General features: G+C 69.9%; 16 protein-coding genes. 6 read left to right on the forward strand and 10 right to left on the reverse strand.

Annotated features, from left to right (window positions below):
• Positions 1-3: 3 nt before the first annotated feature.
• Positions 4-684: an MOSC domain-containing protein gene (locus DFR72_RS41420; protein ID WP_090065264.1), complete on the forward strand. Its 681-nt coding sequence runs from the start codon at positions 4-6 to the stop codon at positions 682-684.
• Here DFR72_RS41420 and icmF read toward each other — a convergent pair.
• Positions 681-3,887 (reverse strand): fused isobutyryl-CoA mutase/GTPase IcmF, encoded by a 3,207-nt coding sequence (gene icmF, locus DFR72_RS41425; protein WP_090065069.1) that lies wholly within the window; start codon positions 3,885-3,887, stop codon positions 681-683. The two genes, DFR72_RS41420 and icmF, sit on opposite strands and share 4 nt — an antisense overlap.
• Positions 3,888-4,023: 136 nt before the next feature.
• On the opposite strand from icmF, the gene DFR72_RS41430 reads away from it, so the two are divergent.
• Positions 4,024-4,365 carry an iron chaperone gene (locus DFR72_RS41430; RefSeq protein WP_090065070.1) on the forward strand — a complete coding sequence of 114 codons (342 nt, stop codon included), beginning with the start codon at positions 4,024-4,026 and terminating at the stop codon, positions 4,363-4,365.
• Positions 4,366-4,427: 62 nt separating this feature from the next.
• Here the strand turns inward: DFR72_RS41430 and DFR72_RS47630 are convergent, their stop codons facing one another.
• Complete coding sequence (locus DFR72_RS47630; RefSeq protein WP_090065071.1) at positions 4,428-5,672, reverse strand: helix-turn-helix transcriptional regulator; 1,245 nt, start codon at positions 5,670-5,672, stop codon at positions 4,428-4,430.
• A gap of 140 nt (positions 5,673-5,812) precedes the next feature.
• On the opposite strand from DFR72_RS47630, the gene DFR72_RS41440 reads away from it, so the two are divergent.
• Positions 5,813-6,721, forward strand: a complete 909-nt coding sequence (locus DFR72_RS41440; protein ID WP_090065072.1) for an NADP-dependent oxidoreductase — start codon at positions 5,813-5,815, stop codon at positions 6,719-6,721.
• Here the strand turns inward: DFR72_RS41440 and DFR72_RS41445 are convergent.
• A complete protein-coding gene (locus DFR72_RS41445) occupies positions 6,682-7,566 on the reverse strand; it encodes a polyprenyl synthetase family protein (protein ID WP_090065073.1) in 885 nt (294 codons plus the stop codon). The two genes, DFR72_RS41440 and DFR72_RS41445, sit on opposite strands and share 40 nt — an antisense overlap.
• A gap of 179 nt (positions 7,567-7,745) precedes the next feature.
• On the opposite strand from DFR72_RS41445, the gene DFR72_RS41450 reads away from it, so the two are divergent.
• Positions 7,746-8,711 carry an aldo/keto reductase gene (locus tag DFR72_RS41450; protein ID WP_090065074.1) on the forward strand — a complete coding sequence of 322 codons (966 nt, stop codon included), beginning with the start codon at positions 7,746-7,748 and terminating at the stop codon, positions 8,709-8,711.
• Between the two features lie 30 nt (positions 8,712-8,741).
• A complete protein-coding gene (locus DFR72_RS41455; protein WP_090065075.1) occupies positions 8,742-9,140 on the forward strand; it encodes a TOBE domain-containing protein in 399 nt (132 codons plus the stop codon).
• 6 nt (positions 9,141-9,146) lie between these two features.
• Here the strand turns inward: DFR72_RS41455 and DFR72_RS41460 are convergent, their stop codons facing one another.
• From DFR72_RS41460 to DFR72_RS41485, 6 genes are all read right to left on the reverse strand, one after another.
• Positions 9,147-10,337, reverse strand: coding sequence for an acyl-CoA dehydrogenase family protein (locus DFR72_RS41460; RefSeq protein WP_090065076.1), 1,191 nt, complete (start codon positions 10,335-10,337; stop codon positions 9,147-9,149).
• Positions 10,337-11,167, reverse strand: a complete 831-nt coding sequence (locus DFR72_RS41465) for a 3-hydroxyacyl-CoA dehydrogenase NAD-binding domain-containing protein (protein ID WP_090065077.1) — start codon at positions 11,165-11,167, stop codon at positions 10,337-10,339. The genes DFR72_RS41460 and DFR72_RS41465 overlap by 1 nt, the downstream gene beginning before the upstream one ends.
• The gene (locus DFR72_RS41470; protein WP_090065078.1) at positions 11,164-11,883 is read right to left on the reverse strand and encodes an acetoacetate decarboxylase; all 720 of its coding nucleotides are present in this window, start codon (positions 11,881-11,883) and stop codon (positions 11,164-11,166) included. Before DFR72_RS41470 ends, DFR72_RS41465 begins: the two co-directional genes overlap by 4 nt.
• A gap of 1 nt (position 11,884) precedes the next feature.
• A complete protein-coding gene (locus DFR72_RS41475) occupies positions 11,885-12,628 on the reverse strand; it encodes a crotonase/enoyl-CoA hydratase family protein (protein ID WP_090065079.1) in 744 nt (247 codons plus the stop codon).
• Positions 12,625-13,773 carry a CaiB/BaiF CoA transferase family protein gene (locus DFR72_RS41480; protein ID WP_177224531.1) on the reverse strand — a complete coding sequence of 383 codons (1,149 nt, stop codon included), beginning with the start codon at positions 13,771-13,773 and terminating at the stop codon, positions 12,625-12,627. Before DFR72_RS41480 ends, DFR72_RS41475 begins: the two co-directional genes overlap by 4 nt.
• Positions 13,774-13,887: 114 nt before the next feature.
• Positions 13,888-14,796, reverse strand: coding sequence for a LysR family transcriptional regulator (locus tag DFR72_RS41485; protein ID WP_090065080.1), 909 nt, complete (start codon positions 14,794-14,796; stop codon positions 13,888-13,890).
• Positions 14,797-14,898: 102 nt separating this feature from the next.
• On the opposite strand from DFR72_RS41485, the gene DFR72_RS41490 reads away from it, so the two are divergent.
• Entirely contained in the window at positions 14,899-16,176 is a 1,278-nt protein-coding gene (locus tag DFR72_RS41490) for an FAD-binding oxidoreductase (RefSeq protein ID WP_211335745.1), read from the forward strand.
• Positions 16,177-16,436: 260 nt separating this feature from the next.
• Here DFR72_RS41490 and DFR72_RS41495 read toward each other — a convergent pair whose 3' ends face one another.
• A complete protein-coding gene (locus DFR72_RS41495; RefSeq protein ID WP_170176640.1) occupies positions 16,437-16,844 on the reverse strand; it encodes a peptidase inhibitor family I36 protein in 408 nt (135 codons plus the stop codon).
• Between the last annotated feature and the right edge of the window lie 16 nt (positions 16,845-16,860).

The following is a 16,860-nucleotide window of genomic DNA, read 5'->3' on the forward strand; positions in this document are numbered from 1 at the left end:
ACCATGCACGTCAAGGCGTTGTGGCGGTTCCCGGTGAAGTCACTGGGCGGCGAAGAACTCCAGCAGGCCACGTTCACCCCGGACGGCGTCGAGGGCGACCGGCTGGTACACGTGCAGGGCCCGCACGGCGTGCTGACCGGGCGCACCCGATACGGCCTGCTCACGATCCCCGCGACCACCGGCCCGGACGGCCCGCTGGTGGACGGGCACCCCTGGGACAGCTGGCAGGCCCACGAGCGGGTGCTGCCGTTCGGCGGCAGACTGACCCGCTACACCGGCCCGGAGCGCTTCGACGTGCTGAACGTCCTGGTGGCCACGGACGGCCAGGTCGAGGCCGCGGGCGTCGACGTGCGGCGGCTGCGGCCCAACATCCTCATCGGCGGCGTCGAGGCCGGCGAGGAGGACGGCTGGCCGGGGCACGCCCTGGTCGTCGGTGACGTGGTGATCGGGATGTACAAGAAGCGCGCCCGGTGCGTGGTCACGACCATCGATCCGGACACCGGCGCGCAGGACCTGGACGTGCACCGGCGCATCCGGCACGAGTTCGGTGGCGTGCTGTGCCTGGACAGCTGGGTGGTCCAGCCGGGTGTGGTGAACGTCGGCGACACCGTCGAGCTGGTGCCGACCGACGAGCTCCCCGCACACGTCGGCGGGTGGATCGTCGGCCGGCCCTACGCGGTCTAGATGTTGCGGCGGTACTGGCCGCCCACCTCGAAGAACGCCTCGGTGATCTGGCCGAGCGTGCAGACACGGGCCGCGTCCATCAGCACCGCGAACACGTTCTCGTTCGTCTGCGCCACCTCGCGCAGGCGGGCCAACGCCTTCTGGGCCTCGTCGCGGTGCGCGGCCTGGTAGGCGCGGGTGCGCTCGACCTGCGACTCCTTCTCCTCCTCGGTGGCGCGCGCGAGCTCGATCTTCACGACCTCGCGCGTGCCGTCCTCGGGCAGGAAGGTGTTGACGCCGATCAACGGCAGCGAGCCGTCGTGCTTGCGCTGTTCGTAGAGCATCGACTCGTCCTGGATGCGGCCGCGCTGGTAGCCGGTCTCCATCGCGCCGAGCACGCCGCCGCGTTCGGAGATGCGGTCGAACTCCATCAGCACGGCCTCTTCGACGAGGTCGGTCAGCTCGTCGATGACGAACGAGCCCTGCAGCGGGTTCTCGTTGGCGGAGAGGCCCCACTCCTTGTTGATGATCATCTGGATGGCCATCGCGCGGCGGACGGACGACTCCGTGGGAGTGGTGATCGCCTCGTCGTAAGCGTTGGTGTGCAGGGAGTTGCAGTTGTCGTACAGCGCGCAGAGGGCCTGCAGCGTCGTGCGGATGTCGTTGAAGTCCATCTCCTGCGCGTGCAGCGAACGGCCCGACGTCTGCACGTGGTACTTGAACTTCTGCGAACGCTCCGCGGCGCCGTAGCGGTCGCGCATGGCCACAGCCCAGATGCGGCGGGCCACGCGGCCGATGACGCTGTACTCGGCGTCCATGCCGTTGGAGAAGAAGAACGACAGGTTCGGCGCGAAGTCGTCGATGTTCATGCCGCGCGCGAGGTACGACTCGACGTAGGTGAAGCCGTTGGCCAGGGTGAAGGCGAGCTGGCTGATGGGGTTCGCCCCGGCCTCGGCGATGTGGTAGCCCGAGATCGACACCGAGTAGAAGTTGCGGACCTGCTGCTGGATGAACCACTCCTGGATGTCCGCCATCATGCGCAGCGAGAACTCCGTGGAGAAGATGCAGGTGTTCTGGCCCTGGTCCTCCTTGAGGATGTCGGCCTGAACGGTGCCGCGGACGTTGGCCAGCGCGTAGGCCCTGACCTTCTCGTACTCCTCGGCGTTCGGCTCACGGCCCTCCGCGTCCCTGAACTTCCCGACCTCCTGGTCGATCACCGTGTTCAGGAAGTAGGCGAGGATCGTCGGCGCCGGGCCGTTGATCGTCATCGACACCGACGTCGTCGGCGCGACGAGGTCGAAGCCGTCGTACAGGGCCTTCATGTCGTCCAGCGACGCGATCGAGACGCCGGAGGTGCCGATCTTGCCGTAGACGTCCGGCGGGGTGTCGGGGTCGCGGCCGTAGAGCGTCACCGAATCGAACGCCGTCGACAGGCGCGTGGCCGGGTTGCCCTTCGACAGGTACTTGAAGCGGCGGTTCGTGCGGAACGCGTCGCCCTCCCCCGCGAACATGCGCGCCGGGTCCTCGCCCTCGCGCTTGAACGGGAAGACCCCCGCGGTGTACGGGAAGAAGCCCGGCAGGTTCTCCTTGCGCAGGAACCGCAGCAGGGAGCCCTCGTCGTCGTAGCGGGGCAGGCTGACCCGGCGGACCTGGTTGCCGGACAACGTCTCGCGCGTCAACGACGTGCGGATCTCCTTGTCCCGCACCTTGAACACGAGCTCGTCGCCGGAGTACTGCTCGACGGTCGCAGGCCACGCGCGCAGCAGGTCCACCGTCTCGCGGTCGATCTTGCGCTCGGCCTCGGAGGCCAGCTCCGCGATGTCCGCGACGCCCTTGCCCGCCGCCTCCAACGCCTTCTGCGCGCCGGAGAGCTGGAGGTGCCTGCGGACCGCCTCGACCTGCTCGCCGGTCCTGCGGTGGTAGCCGCGCACGGTGTCCGAGATGTCGGACAGGTAGCGCGCCCGTGCGGCGGGAACGACCGTGGAGGCGCTCGTGGACGTCTTGCCGGCCACGGGGGCGAGTGCGCCCTCTTCGGCGTGCAGGCCGTGTTCGACCAGGCCGTCGCGCAGGAACTGGTAGAGCGCCGTCACGCCGTCGTCGTTGAACGTCGCGGCGGACGTGCCGTAGACCGGCATGTCCTCCCACTTGACGCCGAACGCCTCGCGGTTGCGCACCATCTGCCGTGCGACGTCGCGGCGCGCGTCCTCCGCACCGCGGCGCTCGAACTTGTTGATCGCCACGGCGTCCGCGTAGTCGAGCATGTCGATCTTCTCGAGCTGCGAAGCGGCACCGAACTCCGGCGTCATCACGTACAGCGAGAAGTCGACGAACGGCACGATGGCCGCGTCGCCCTGACCGATACCGGGCGTCTCGACGATGACCAGATCGACACCGGACGCCTTGCACGCCACGATGGCCTGCTCCAGGCCGTCCGGGATCTCGCTGCCCGCACGGCGCGTGGCCAGCGAACGGAAGAACACGCGGTCGCCGTCGAGGCAGTTCATCCGAATGCGGTCGCCGAGCAGCGCGCCACCACCACGCCGGCGCGTCGGGTCGACGGCGAGCACGGCGATGCGCAGCTTGTCCTGCTGGTCGAGCCGGAAGCGGCGCACCAGCTCGTCGGTGAGCGACGACTTGCCCGAGCCACCGGTGCCCGTGATGCCGAGGACCGGCACCTTGCGCGTGGTCTCCAGGGGTTCCGCGGCGCCGGCCTCGATGTGCGTGATCGCGCGCGCCAGGGCCTCGTCCGCCCCCGTCAGCAGCGCGTCGTGGCTGAACGGCTCCGTCAGCGCGTGGTCGCACTCCTCGATCATCAGGTTGATCATCCGGGCGAGGCCGAGCGTCTGCCCGTCCTGCGGCGAGAAGATCCGCGCGACCCCACGCGAGTGCAGCAGCTCGATCTCCTCGGGGACGATGACGCCGCCACCGCCGCCGTAGACCCGGATGTGCCCGGCGCCGCGCTCGTTCAGGAGCTCGACCAGGTACGAGAAGTACTCGACGTGCCCGCCCTGGTACGCGCTGATGGCGATGCCCTGGACGTCCTCCTGGATCGCCGCGTCGACGACCTCCGACACCGACCTGTTGTGGCCGAGGTGGATGACCTCCGCACCCTGCGACTGCAGGATCCTCCGCATGATGTTGATAGCCGCGTCGTGGCCGTCGAACAGGCTGGACGCGGTCACAAAGCGCACCGGGTTCGCCGGCTTGTGCAGAGTGGTCGCCATGAGAATAGTTTGACTTCCTACTATTGGACGTGCAACCGAGGGTGGTCCAGGTCTCTGTATCGAGAAGGAGAGGACATGGTCCCGCCGGGTGCCACAGGTTCGCTCGCGGAGCACTTCGCGCGAGTAGCGTGCCGCCATGGCCGACGTTGACGACTACTTCGCGGGCCTCGACGCCCCGGCGCGCGACGCGTTCGCCCACATCCGCGCCCTGGCCGAGGAACTGGCGCCGGCGGCCGAGCAGGGCCTGAGCTACGGAATGGCCGCGCTGAGGCTCAAGGGCAAGCCGCTGCTCGGGTTCAAGGCGGCGAAGGACCACCTGGCCGTGTTCCCGTTCAGTCCCGCGGCCGTGGACGTGGTGCGTGACCGGCTGGCCGGGTTCTCGCTCTCCAAGGGCACCGTGCGGTTCACGCCGGACGCGCCGCTGCCCGACGACGTGGTGCGTGACCTCGTGCGGCAGCGGATGGGCGAGATCGGCTAGGCGGCCGTGTCCTGTGAGTCCGTTCGATGAGAGTCACGGTCGAGAGACCCGGAGGACACGGCCTAACGCGCGGCGCCCCACTCGTGCGCCAGGGCAGCGGCCTCACCGCGTGAGCCGACGCCGAGCTTCTCCAGGATCTTAGCCACGTGGAACTTCACCGTGGACTCGCTGATGTGCAGCTCACCGGCGATGTCGCGGTTGCGCCGGCCACGGGCGACACGCCCCAACACCTCCAGCTCCCGCGCGCCCAGCACGGTGAGCGGGTCCTCGCGCGGACTCTCCCGCGGCCCGAGCGGCACCTCGATCGTCACGGTCGCGCCCCAGCCCGGCACCGCGTCGACCTCGACCTTCCCGCCGAGCGGCCCGAGGCGTTCCGGTACCCGGCGCCGGTCGAGGCTGCCGCAGGACAGGGTGCCGGGACCGTCGTCCCGCACGGTCGCCCTCAGCACGGCGCCGACGATCTTCCAGCCGATGTGGACGCGGCCGACCCCGCCCTGGTCGTCCAGCATCGCGTGCACGGCGGACCGGACCACCGCGGCGGCCGTGGCGGAGATTTCGGTCGGCACGATCCGGTCCGCGCCCTCCTCCGCGCCGGGCGTGCCCAGGTCCAGGCGCACGTCGCGGCCGCGCAGCACGCGGCGCAACGACTCGGCGAGCCGTTCGAAGGCCTCTCCCGCCCTTTCCTCGGTCTGCGCCCGGTCCAGGTCGGCCCGTGACCGCAGCTCGACCAGTGCGGTGACGGCGAGGTCGACGGACCGTGAGCGGGCGACGGCGTCGTCCACGCCGTGGTCGCGCAGCACGCCGAGCAGCGCGGTCAGCGAAGCGCCGTACGCGTCGCCGAGGTCGGAGATGGCGACGGCACGCGCCGCCGCGGCGGCCCGGGACACGGCGAGCGTCGCGGGCACCGCCTCGTTGCGCAGGCCCTCCATGTGCGCGGTGACCAAGTCCCACAACGCGACGGCGGGTGCCAGCACCTCGTCGGTCACGGGGGTGTCGTCGGCACGCAGGAGCACCAGCAGCGCGCTCGGCACGGACACGTCGCTCACCAGCACGACGACCGGCACGTCGTTCCCGGCCATGGCCGCGCGCCCCTGCCAGGCACCCCGGCCCGGCAGCAGGGGGCGCAACGCGGCGATGTCGGTGATCGTCACCGGCGTCTCGCCGCGGAGCTTGAACGGCGCGAACGAGCAGTTGGACAGCTCGGCGATGGCGTGGTGCGGAATGGCGCCGGCGATCGCGGCCGACAGCCGCGACAGCGTCTCGCTCAGGGGTGCCCGGATCACGTCGGCGGCGGCCAGCAGGTCCATGGTGACCAGCGTAGTCCGGCCGGACGTGCACCCGACTGGTCTTTCGGCTAGGTGGGACTAGCCGAAGTGCGGGGGCAGGCAGAGCACCGCCGTCGCTAGGGTTGACATGTCAACCAAACGACGAGCACCAGGAGTCAGAGATGAAGGCGATCACCTACACCACCTTCGGCGGCCCGGAAGTGCTGAGCCTGAACGAGGTCGAGGAGCCGCACGCCGGCCCGGGACAGGTGCGGTTGAAAGTGGTGGCCGCGGCGGTCAACCCGCTGGACCACAAGATCCGCAACGGGTGGATGCCACCGCAGATGACGCCCCCGTTCCCGGCGACCCCCGGCCTGGAGGCGGCCGGCATCGTCGACGAGGTCGGCGAGGGCGTCACCGGCGTCGCGGTGGGTGACTCGGTCCTGGGCTGGACGGTCACCGGCGCCTACGCCGAGTACGCGCTGGCCTCCGACTTCGCCCTCAAGCCCGCGGACCTCGACTGGGACACGGCCGCCGCGCTGCCCGTGGCCGTCGAGACGTCGGTCCGCGTGCTCGACGAGCTGGAGGTCGGCGAGGGCGACACGCTGCTCGTCCACGGCGCTTCGGGTGTGGTCGGCGCCGTCGGCGTCCAGCTCGCGGTGGCTCGCGGTGCCACGGTCATCGGCACCGCCTCCCCCGCCAACCACGACTACCTGCGGTCGCTCGGCGCCATCCCGGTCGCCTACGGCGAGGGTCTCGCCGACCGGGTTCGCGCCGCCGCGCCGCGGGGCGTCGACGCCGTGTACGACGCCGCCGGGCAGGGCGACCTGCCGCTGTCGGTCGAACTGCGCGGCGGCACCGACCGGATCATCACGATCGCCGATCCCCAGGCCGCCGAACTCGGCGTCACGTTCTCCGGCGGAGGCGCGCCGTTCGGCACGAGGCTGACCGAGTACGCCCAGCTCGTGGTGGACGGCAAGCTCGCTGTGCGCGTCGCGCGGAGCCTCCCGCTGGCCGAGGCGGCCGAGGCGCAGGACCTCGTCGCGACCGGTCACGCACCGGGCAAGGTCGTGCTGCGCCCCGTCGGCTGAGCCGGCACGGCCGGAGCACGCCGGGCGGTCGTGAGTTCCTCGGCCAGCGCCGCCAGCCCTTCCGCAGCCCGCGCCCTCGCACCGCACTTCCGCAGGTGGTTCAGGGCGCGGGCGAGCAGCAGTCCGGCCTGCTGCTCGCACCACTTCCGCCCGCCGTCGACGCTCATCCCGGAGTTCGCCGCCGCCACGATCGGCAGCGTGCGGCGGCCGTGCGCGAGAGCGTCGCGGAGGGCCAGGACGTCGTCGACGTGTTTGCGCGCCAGGCCGACGTCGTCCCCGAACTGCCTGAGGTGCCCGGCCTGGCTCGCGCTCGCACCACCGGCCAGCGCCCCGAGCTCGCACGCCGCCGCCGGCAGCGAGCTGTGCTTCGCCGCCGCCACACCCAGGTGCTGAGCCAGGTCGACGTCGTCCTCCTCGTCCATGCCGATCTCCTGGACGTAACCGTCCACAACGGACATCAGCGCGACGTTGACGATCATCACCCAGGGCTTGGTGAGCCGCGCGAAGGCGAGGGACAGCAGAGCGTCCGCCACCGAGACGACCCTGTCCGCGCCGAACGCCTCCCACGCGCCCCCGCGGATCATGAGGTCCGCGTGCAGTCGCTCGTGCAGTTGCGCGAACTCCAGCGCAAGGGCGACCGCGGCCACGTCGGCGTCACCGAACGCCTCGGCGGAGAGCAGCACGAGCGCGGCCGTCGAGAAGTCCTGCCGGGCGAGGCCGAACTCGACCACCTCGCGTGTTTCGTCCGGAAGTTCCGCCAGCGCCGCCGGGAGCAAGATCCCGACCGCGGCACGGGTGCGCTCCAGCACGTGCCGCGGTGGCGCGACCAGGTCGATGCTCGTCATTGCGCTTTCCTCTCAGACCCCGGGAAAACGACGCTAAACCTGCTGGTCAGGTGATCAGGCCCGCTAGCCACGGACGTGTCGAACGAAGGCACGATCCAGCGACGCGGACTACGTTGATGTTGAACGGGTTGTCGTCACCATCACCCGACCGTGATCATCGTTTTCCTGAGGGGCTGACCATGCGCTACACCAAGCTCGCCGGCATGGACGTGTCCGAGATCTGTCTCGGCATGATGAGCTACGGAGACCCGAAGCGGGGCGGCCACCCGTGGTCGTTGCCGGAGGAGGAGTCCAGGCCGTTCATCAAGGCCGCGCTCGACGCCGGCATCAACTTCTTCGACACCGCGAACATGTACTCGGCCGGTTCCTCGGAGGAGATCACCGGCGCCGCGTTGCGCGACTTCGGACGGCGCGAGGAGATCGTGCTGGCGACCAAGGTGCACCACCGGATGCACGAAGGCCCCAACGGTTTCGGCCTGTCGCGGAAGTCGATCCTCGCCGAGATCGACAACTCGTTGCGCAGGCTCGGCACGGACTACGTGGACCTGTACCAGATCCACCGCTTCGACGGCTCCGTCCCTCTCGAAGAGACACTCGAAGCGCTGCACGACGTCGTGAAGTCCGGCAAAGCGCGCTACATCGGTGCGTCGTCCATGTACGCGTGGCAGTTCGCCAAGGCGTTGTTCACGCAACGCGAGAACGGCTGGACGAAGTTCGTGTCGATGCAGAACCACTACAACCTCCTCTACCGCGAGGAGGAGCGCGAGATGCTGCCGTTCTGCGCGGACCAGGGCATCGCCGTGATCCCGTGGAGCCCGCTGGCGCGCGGCCGCCTGGTCCGCGACTGGGACGCGACGACCGCGCGCACCGAGACCGACGAGTTCGGGTCCACGCTGTACCTGGAGTCGGACCGGGCGATCGTCGACCAGGTCGCCGCCATCGCCAACGCCCGCGGGGTGTCACGGGCACAGGTCGCGCTGGCCTGGCTGCGGCGCAATCCCGTTGTCACGGCACCGATCGTCGGCATCACCAAGCCCGCGCAGCTCGACGACGCGGTGGCGGCGCTGGACTTCGAGCTGACCGGCGCCGAGGTGGAGCAACTGGAGTCGGGCTACCAGCCCCACCGCATCGCCGGGCACTCCTGACGCCGCGAACGCGGATATACACTTCCGCCCGTGCCGAACTTGCGGATCAGCGAGGCCGCCGCGCTGCTCGGGGTCAGTGACGACACCCTGCGCCGGTGGATCGACCAGGGCCGCCTCGCGTCGGTCGTCCTGGACAACGGGCGCAAGGGCGTCAGCGGGATCGAGCTCGCCGCGTTCGCGCAGAAGATGACCGACGTGGCCGAGCCCGGTGCGACCGTGGCGGCCTCGGCGCGCAACCGCATGAAGGGCATCGTCACCCGCGTCGTCAAGGACGGGGTGATGGCCCAGGTCGACATGCAGGCCGGGCCCTTCCGCGTCACGTCTCTGATGAGCCGTGAGTCCGCGGACGAGCTCGGCCTGGAGGTCGGCAGCGTCGCCGTGGCCTCGATCAAGTCGACGCACGTGGTCGTCGAGATCCCCGAGGCCTGAGCGTTCCTACACGAAGGCGCTCTCGCCGGTGATCGCCTTGCCGACGATCAGCGTGTTCATCTCGCGCGTGCCCTCGAACGAGTAGATGGCTTCGGCGTCGGCGAAGAAGCGGGCGACGTCGTAGTCGAGCACGATGCCGTTGCCGCCGAAGATCTCCCGCGCCCAGGCGACGACCTCGCGCATGCGGGAGGTGACGAACGCCTTCGCGAGCGACGAGTGCTCGTCCTGGAAGATGCCCGCGTCCTGCAGTTTCGCGAGCTGCACGAGCATGCCCCACGACGCGGTGATGTTGCCGAGCGACTGCACCAGCTTGTCCTGCACCATCTGGAAACGGGCGATCGGGCGGCCGAACTGCTCGCGCTCCTTCGCGTAGGCGAGAGCGGCCTCGTAGGCGCCGATCATCACGCCGAGCGCCTGCCAGGCGACGCCGCCGCGGGTGGCGCGCAGGATCTCCGCGACGTCGCGGAACGAGTGGATGCCCTGTAGCCGGTTCGCCTCCGGCACGCGGACGTCGGTGAGGGTGATCTCGGCGTTCTCGACGATCCGGAACGCGATCTTGCCCTCGATCTTCTCGGCGACGAAGCCGGGCGTGCCCTTCTCCACGACGAAACCCTTGACCTGGTTGTCGGCGAGGTCGCGGGCCCACACGATCACGTAGTCGGCGAAGGTGGCGTTGCCGATCCACTTCTTGGCGCCGTTGAGCACCCACGTGTCGCCGTCGCGCTCGGCCGTGGTGCGCATGCCGCCCGCCACGTCGGAGCCGCCGAGCGGTTCGGTCATCGCGAACGCGCCGATCTTGTCCATCGCGGCCATGGCCGGCAGCCAGCGGTCGCGCTGCTCCTGCGAACCGCCCGCGTAGATCGAGTACATCGCCAGTCCGTTGTGGACGCCGAAGAACGTGGCGACCGACGCGTCGGTGCGGGTCATCTCCATCGCCAGCATGCCGGTGAGCAGGTTGCTGACGGCGGCGGGGTGCTCGCCGTAGCCCTCGTACGACAGGGCGGTGAGGCCGGCGCCGCGGAACTTGCCGATCAGCTCGTGCGGGAACTCGCCCTTGGCCCAGTACTCGTTGACCAGCGGCTTGATCTCGGTGGTCATGAACTCGCGGGCGCCGAGCAGGATCTTGCGCTCGTCGTCGCCGAGCAGCGCCTCGTAGTTGTAGAAGTCGGCGGTCAGCTGGTCTTCCAGGCGGTTCATCAGTTCTCCTCCAATGCCGTCAGAACGGCGAGCTGCTTGCGGTCGCGCGTCTCGGCCAGCGCCGAGTACGTGGAGGAGCCGTAAGCGTCTTCGACGGCCTTGATCAGCCGTTCGGGATCTTGCGACGGGATGCCCAGTTCCAAACCCCGCATGGACTTCCCGATGTGTTCGGCGAGGTGCCGGTAACCGCCGGGTCCACCACCGAGGTGGGCGCCCAGGAACGGTCCGACGGTCGCCCAGCGCAGGCCGAGCGAGTTCGTGACGACGGTGTCGAGGTCGGCGGGCGTCACGACGCCCTGTTCGACCAGGTAGGCGGCTTCGCGGGAGAGCGCGGCCTGCAGGCGGTTGCCGACGAAGCCGGGGACCTCCTTGCGTTCGACGACCGGCGTGCGGCCGAGCGAGCGGTAGAACTCGACCGCCCTGGTCACGGACTCCTCGCTCGTCTGCTCCCCCGGCACGACCTCGACCAGCGGGATCACGTGCGGCGGGTTGAACGGGTGTCCGATGAGGACGCGCGAGCCGTCGATGCCCTCGGTGAACGCGGTCGAGGGGATCGCGGACGACGAGCTGAGCAGCAGCGCGTGCTCCGGGGCCTCCCGGACGAGTTCGGCGAACAGGGTCTTCTTGAACTCCAGGTCCTCCGGGCCGTTCTCCTGCACGAAGTCCGCGTCCCGCACGGCTTCCGAGACGCTCCGCGCGATCTGCACGCCGTCGGGAACGACCAGGTCGGGGCGGGGGTCCACGACGCGAACGGTCAGGCCGTGCTCGGCGAAGAGCCGGGCCCACGAAAGTCCGATGACACCTGCACCGATGACCACGACGGTCGTCATGCTTCCTCCAAGTAGTTGTGAACCGGCTTGGCGGGAGCGAGCGTCAGGTCGGTGATGACGTGGCTGGCGGAGACGACCTCCAGCACCGGGAGGTCGGCGAGCGGCGCGAGGACGTGCTGGAACAGTTGCAGGCGCGCCGGGCCGGTGTACGCGGCCTTGACCACGACGTCGGTGATCTCCGTGCGCACGAGCTCCTGCACCCGCAGCGAACCGTCATAGTCAGGGATGGTCTTCAGCATGAAGGTTGGAACCGTGATCTCCGCCTCAGCCGTGCGGCGGTCCAGTTCGTGGTGCTTGTAACCCATGGTCGCGGTGGCCACCCGCAGCGTGCCGTAGTCGAGCGTGCCGACCAGCGCGCCGTTGTCGGCGTAGAGCTTCGGCGAGCCCATGACCTTCGGGTAGGCGCTGACCTCGCGGCCGGACGCCGTGGCGGCGAAGCTGTCCAGGTACATCGCGTGCAGGTACTCGCCGCGTTCGCCGTCGAAGACGACCTGGACCGCCTGGCCGGCCTCGGTGTACGGGCCGTAGCCGGTGACGTCGTTCATCTTCATGACCTCGAACCGGACGAGCGGCTCGTCGATCCGCAGCGGCTGCGGCACCACGGCCCGCAACGCCTCCGGGTCGGTCCGGTAGACGATGTTCAGGTACTCGCGGTCGAAGAACCGGGGCTGCACGGCCGGAAAGGCCGGTGCGCTCAACGGTGTGATTCCCAGCATGTCAGCGTCCTGTCCACTGTGGAGTGCGACGCTCGGCGAACGCGGTCATGCCCTCGCGGACGTCGGCCGTGGTCATCAGCTTCGCGCTCTCGGTGCGTTGCGCGGCCCAGGGATCGGCGGACCGCACGACCCTCTTGACGGCGGCGAGCGCCAGCGGGGCGTTCAGGGCGATCTGGTCCGCCAGTTGGAGTGCGATCGCGGCGGCCTCCCCGTTCGGCACGACCCTGTTGGCGATGCCGAGCGCGCCCGCCCGGCTGCCGTCGATCGGCTCGCCGGTCAGCAAGATCTCCATGGCGAGGTGGTGCGGGATCCGCCGCGGCAGGCGCACGACTCCCCCTGCCGCGGCGATCAGGCCGCGCTTCACCTCGGGCAGGCCGAACTTCGCGTCCTCGGCGGCGACGATCAGGTCGCAGCCCAGTGCCAGCTCGAACCCGCCGCCGAGCGCGAAGCCCTCGACCGCGGCGATCATCGGCTTGGTCAGCTCCGCCTCGGTGAGGCCGCCGAGGCCGCGGCCGCCGACCACCGGCGACTCGCCCTTCAGCGCGGCCTTGAGGTCCATGCCCGCGCTGAACGAGCCGCCTGCTCCGGTGAGCACGCCCACGCGCAGTTCCGGCGTGGCCTCCAGTTCGTCCAGCGCGGCGGCGAGTTGCGTCGCGACGGCCGCGTTGACGGCGTTGCGGGCCTCCGGGCGGTCGATCGTGATCAGCAGTGCCGATCCGACGCGTTCGGTGCGCACGACGGTCATGCCAGCTCCTTCAACACTTCAGCGGTGTCCTGCCCCGGCAGCGGGGCGAGACGGCGGACGGTGGCGGGCGTGGCGGAGAACCGGACCGGGATGCCGATCGAACGGATCGCGCCCTCGCTCGGGTGCTGCACGACGTCGAGCAGGTGGCCGTCGCGGACGTACGGGTCCTCGTGCGCCTTGTCGAGCTCCAGCACCGGCCCGAACGGGATGCTGTGCTTGGCGCACACCTCTCCCCACTCCTCGGTGGACAGCGCGGACGCGCACTCGTCGACCAGTCCCATCAGGTCGTCGCTGTCACCGGGGTCGATGCGCTCACCGGCGACGCGCGGGTCCTCGACCAGGTCGGGACGGCCGGCGGCGGCGAAGAAGTCGCGGAAATTCTGCGGGTTGTAGGGCACGACGCACGCGAGGCCGTCCTTGGTGTGCACGGCGTGGTGGCCCTTGGCCATCGACAGGTTGAAGCCCGTCGGCCCCTCCTCCGGCACGAACGCGTGCCCCGCGAGGTGCTCGACCAGGTTGAACGCGATCATCGTGTCGGCCATGGGGATCTCGACGCGCTGGCCCTGCCCGGTGTTGTTCCGGTGCACCAGCGCGGCGAGCACGCTGTAGGCGATGGTCAGCGACGACACCTTGTCGCCGATGATCGTCGGCAGGTAGACGGGCCGGCCGAGGGCGCGGTTCGCGATGTCGACCAGGCCAGACGCGCCCTGGACCGTCTCGTCGTAGGCCGCGGTGCCCGCGCGGTCGGAGTCGCCGCGGAAGCCCTGGGCGTGGGCGTAGACCAGGCCGGGGTTGCGTTCGGCGACGTCCGCGTAGTTCAGGCCGAGCCTGCTCAGCGCGCCCGGTCGCATGTTGGTGATCAGCACGTCGGCCGTGTCGATCAGCGCGAGGGCGGTCTCGCGGTCGTCCTCGTCCTTCAGGTTCAGCGCGATGCTGCGCTTGTTCCGGTTGACGTTGAGGCTCAACGGGGTCATGCCCGGCGTGGTGCGGTAGCGGCCGTTGCGGACGGTGTCCACAGGCGACTCGATCTTGATCACGTCGGCGCCGAGGTCTCCGAGGATCTGGGCCGCGTACGGGCCCATCACCACGGTCGAGAGGTCGATCACGCGCACGCCGTCCAGCGGACCGGCGGTGATGTCCTTCATCGTTCGTCCTTTCGCACCTGTTCGTTCCTGCACCACCGAAGTTAGTGAAGAACCAGGAGAAAGGGAACGATCATGTCGCGAACAATGGTATGACCACAGCGGTCACACCATTTCTCATTTGACGATCGGCTCCGCGAACACTTCTTTCGCGACCGCGACGATTTCCTCGATGTCCCCACCGCTCGCCCGGTCGCGGCGCCACAGCAGTCCGGTGTCGAGCTGCGCACGGAAGTCCTCGAACGGCAGGACCGCCATGTTGTCCAGCTGGTAGCCGCGCATGGAGCTGTCCTCGTCGAGCATCGACACGGAGAACCCGAGACCGCCCGAGACGATCTCCGAGGTGCCCTGATAGCCGGTGTTGCTCAGCTGGATGCGCTTTTTGATGCCCAGCTCGCGCAATTGGCGGTCGAGCTGCTCGAAATACGCGGGCATGATTTCCTCGGGCGACTTCGCATAGGCGAGATCGGTGAGATCGGCCAGTTTGACCGATTTCCGGCCTTCGAACCGGTCTGCGGGCACCACGGCGCCGAGGCGTTCCGACATGACGTGCAGCGTGTCGAGCGAGGCCTCCTGCACGGGCAGCCGCGCCAGCGTGAGCGCGAGCCTGCCGTCCTTCACCGCCGCGACGAGGTCCGTGGTCGTGCCCGGCCAGCGCTTGACCTCGAACCGCCCCGAGACCCGTTCCGCCAGCACCGTCAGCCGTTCCCGCAGCACCGGGTGGACACCCGCGGGAATGCCGACGAACACCGTGGACCTGGCGGCGTGCGTCGCCTGGTCGAGGCGCCAGCGGATGGACCCGACCCGGTCGAGCACGTCGCGCGCGATCGGCAGCAGGGCGGTGCCCGCGTCGGTCAGCGCCACGTGGTGGGTGCTGCGGTCGAACAGCGGACGGCCCAGTTCGTGTTCGAGGTCCTTGATGCGCTGGCTCAGCGGGGAGGCGGCCATGTGCAGCTTCCGCGCGGCCGCGGAGAAGTTCAGTTCCTCGGCGACCGCGACGAAGTAGCGGAGGTGCAGCAGTTCCACATGATCCAGACTAGGCCGTTCGGGGCATCCTGCCCGTCCTCACCGTGACGCGCTACGTCTGGCTACCGGCCTCCGCCGCCGCCTGCCCCTATGGTGCGCCGCGTGTCCCTCAAGCAACCCGCCGCCTTCCGCCCGCGAGCGATCGCCGATGTCCTCCGTCCGGCGACGGCCGACGAGGTCGTGGAGATCGTCCGGTCCGGCAGGCGTCCGCTGCACCCGATCAGCAAGGGCTACAACTGGGGCCTGGGTTCGGGTCTGCCGGTCGCGGACGGTGCCACCGTCCTCGACCTGTCGGGCCTGGACCGCGTTCGCGCGCTCGACGTCGAACGCGGCTACGCCGTGGTGGAGCCGGGTGTCTCACAAGGCGCGCTCGCGGAGTTGTTGTGGGGCACGCCGAGGATCTTCAACCTCACCACGTCCTCGTTGCGCACCAGCATCATCGGCAACGCGCTGGAGCGTGGCGTCGGCGTGCACCGCGCCCGCGCCGAGGACCTGGTCGGGCTGGAGGTGGTGCTCGCCGACGGCCGGCGCGAGCAGGTCGGCTGGTGGCCGGGGGTGTCGGCCGTCCCGCGCCCGCACGGCCTCGGGCCGACGCTCACCCACCTGTTCACTCAGTCGTCGTCCGCGGTCGTCACCGCCGCCGTGGTCCGGCTGCTGCCCAGGCCCGAGGAGGTGCGGCTGCTGCCGTTCACCTTCGCGGCCGACGACCTCGCCGACGCGGTGGACGCGCTGCGGTCGTGGACGGACCAGCGGCTGGTCCCGCCGACCACCAAGATCTACAACCCGGTCGCGGCACAGGCGGACGGTTACCTCGCGCACGTCTGCCTCAGCGGGGCGGGCGAGGTCGTGGAGGCGCTCGGTTCGGTACTCCATGCTGCGGCACGGCATTCACCGCTCGTCGCGGCACCGGCCTCCACCGCGGACGAGGTGGTCCGCGCGACGTACGCGGGGGATCCCGATCCGGCCGACACGTGGTTCCTGCGCAGGACCGCGGGACGCCCGGCCGACCGGGTCGACGCCGAACTCGGGTTGCTGATGTTCCTGCCGCTCGTCCCGTTCTCGGGGGAGGCGGTCGCGCTCGCCGAGAAGCTGATCCGCGGCTGCTGCGCGTCGACGCCCGCCGTCACGGTGAACGTCCACGACAACGAAGCCGTCGACCACGTCATCGCCATCGGCTTCCCGGCGGACGATCCCGCGGCCGTCGCGGAGGCACGGGAGACGCTCGACCGGCTGCACCAAGCGTTTGCGGCACACGGTTTCCTGCCCTATCGGCGGGATGTCGACAGGCCCGGGGCGGCGACGGCGCTGCAGGCGAGCATCGGGCAGGCCCTCGACCCGGACGGGGTGTTCGCGGCCGGCAGGTACGCGGCGGGCGGGTGAGGCGCGCAGCCGCGCCAGCAGCCCTGCGGGGATGAACAGCCGTGGGCGATCCCGCTGACGCCAACGGTCGCCCTCCAGGCGTTCCCGAGCCTGATCGGCGACATCGGGCCACCGCGCTGTGGTCACCCGGTGACCGGTCTGATCGGAGGCGTACCGGCGGTACTTCGACCACGGTGGACACAACGACGACTGGTACCGCTGCGACGCCACGGCGTGAGCGAAGGCGGGGACTCCGCGAGCAGCGCCCCCGCCTCCACCGGTCAGGGGCAGACCCGCAGCGAACTGACCTTGTTGCGCTTGTCCACCGCGAAGTTGTACTGGTCGCCCGGATCCATGTAGCCGAGCAGGTTCGTGTAGCCGGCGCCGTCGTAGAAGCACCAGACCTGGCTGGTGCGGTTGTAGCCGCTCTCGGCGTTGTTGTTGAGCCCGCTCGGACCGGGCGCCGCTCCCAGGTTGGCGTCACCGACTGCGAAGTAGCCCCACGGACGGCCTCCGTTGAGGTTGTTGAAGATGCACATCCGGGCGGCGGGACAGTCGCTGTAGGCGGCCGTCGACACGTCGCTTCCCTCCCCCATCGGTGAGCGCGGCGCGGCGGCGCTCGCGGGCATCGACAGCAGCGACGCCGCGAACGCGACTCCCGCCAGGATCGTCATCATCTTGCGGATCAAGAGAATCCCCCTTCTC

It is taken from the genome of Lentzea flaviverrucosa (assembly GCF_003350445.1).
In the GTDB taxonomy this organism is placed as follows: Bacteria; Actinomycetota; Actinomycetes; order Mycobacteriales; family Pseudonocardiaceae; genus Lentzea; species Lentzea californiensis.

Excerpts from the sequence above, each read along its gene's own strand:
- DFR72_RS41465 (WP_090065077.1), bottom strand. The coding sequence starts at position 11,167 with ATGACGACCGTCGTGGTCATCGGTGCAGGTGTCATCGGACTTTCGTGG.
- DFR72_RS41450 (WP_090065074.1), top strand. The coding sequence starts at position 7,746 with ATGCGCTACACCAAGCTCGCCGGCATGGACGTGTCCGAGATCTGTCTC.
- DFR72_RS41440 (WP_090065072.1), top strand. The coding sequence starts at position 5,813 with ATGAAGGCGATCACCTACACCACCTTCGGCGGCCCGGAAGTGCTGAGC.
- DFR72_RS41480 (WP_177224531.1), bottom strand. The coding sequence starts at position 13,773 with ATGAAGGACATCACCGCCGGTCCGCTGGACGGCGTGCGCGTGATCGAC.
- icmF (WP_090065069.1), bottom strand. The coding sequence starts at position 3,887 with ATGGCGACCACTCTGCACAAGCCGGCGAACCCGGTGCGCTTTGTGACC.
- DFR72_RS41430 (WP_090065070.1), top strand. The coding sequence starts at position 4,024 with ATGGCCGACGTTGACGACTACTTCGCGGGCCTCGACGCCCCGGCGCGC.
- DFR72_RS41460 (WP_090065076.1), bottom strand. The coding sequence starts at position 10,337 with ATGAACCGCCTGGAAGACCAGCTGACCGCCGACTTCTACAACTACGAG.
- DFR72_RS41420 (WP_090065264.1), top strand. The coding sequence starts at position 4 with ATGCACGTCAAGGCGTTGTGGCGGTTCCCGGTGAAGTCACTGGGCGGC.
- DFR72_RS41445 (WP_090065073.1), bottom strand. The coding sequence starts at position 7,566 with ATGACGAGCATCGACCTGGTCGCGCCACCGCGGCACGTGCTGGAGCGC.
- DFR72_RS47630 (WP_090065071.1), bottom strand. The coding sequence starts at position 5,672 with ATGGACCTGCTGGCCGCCGCCGACGTGATCCGGGCACCCCTGAGCGAG.
- DFR72_RS41475 (WP_090065079.1), bottom strand. The coding sequence starts at position 12,628 with ATGACCGTCGTGCGCACCGAACGCGTCGGATCGGCACTGCTGATCACG.
- DFR72_RS41470 (WP_090065078.1), bottom strand. The coding sequence starts at position 11,883 with ATGCTGGGAATCACACCGTTGAGCGCACCGGCCTTTCCGGCCGTGCAG.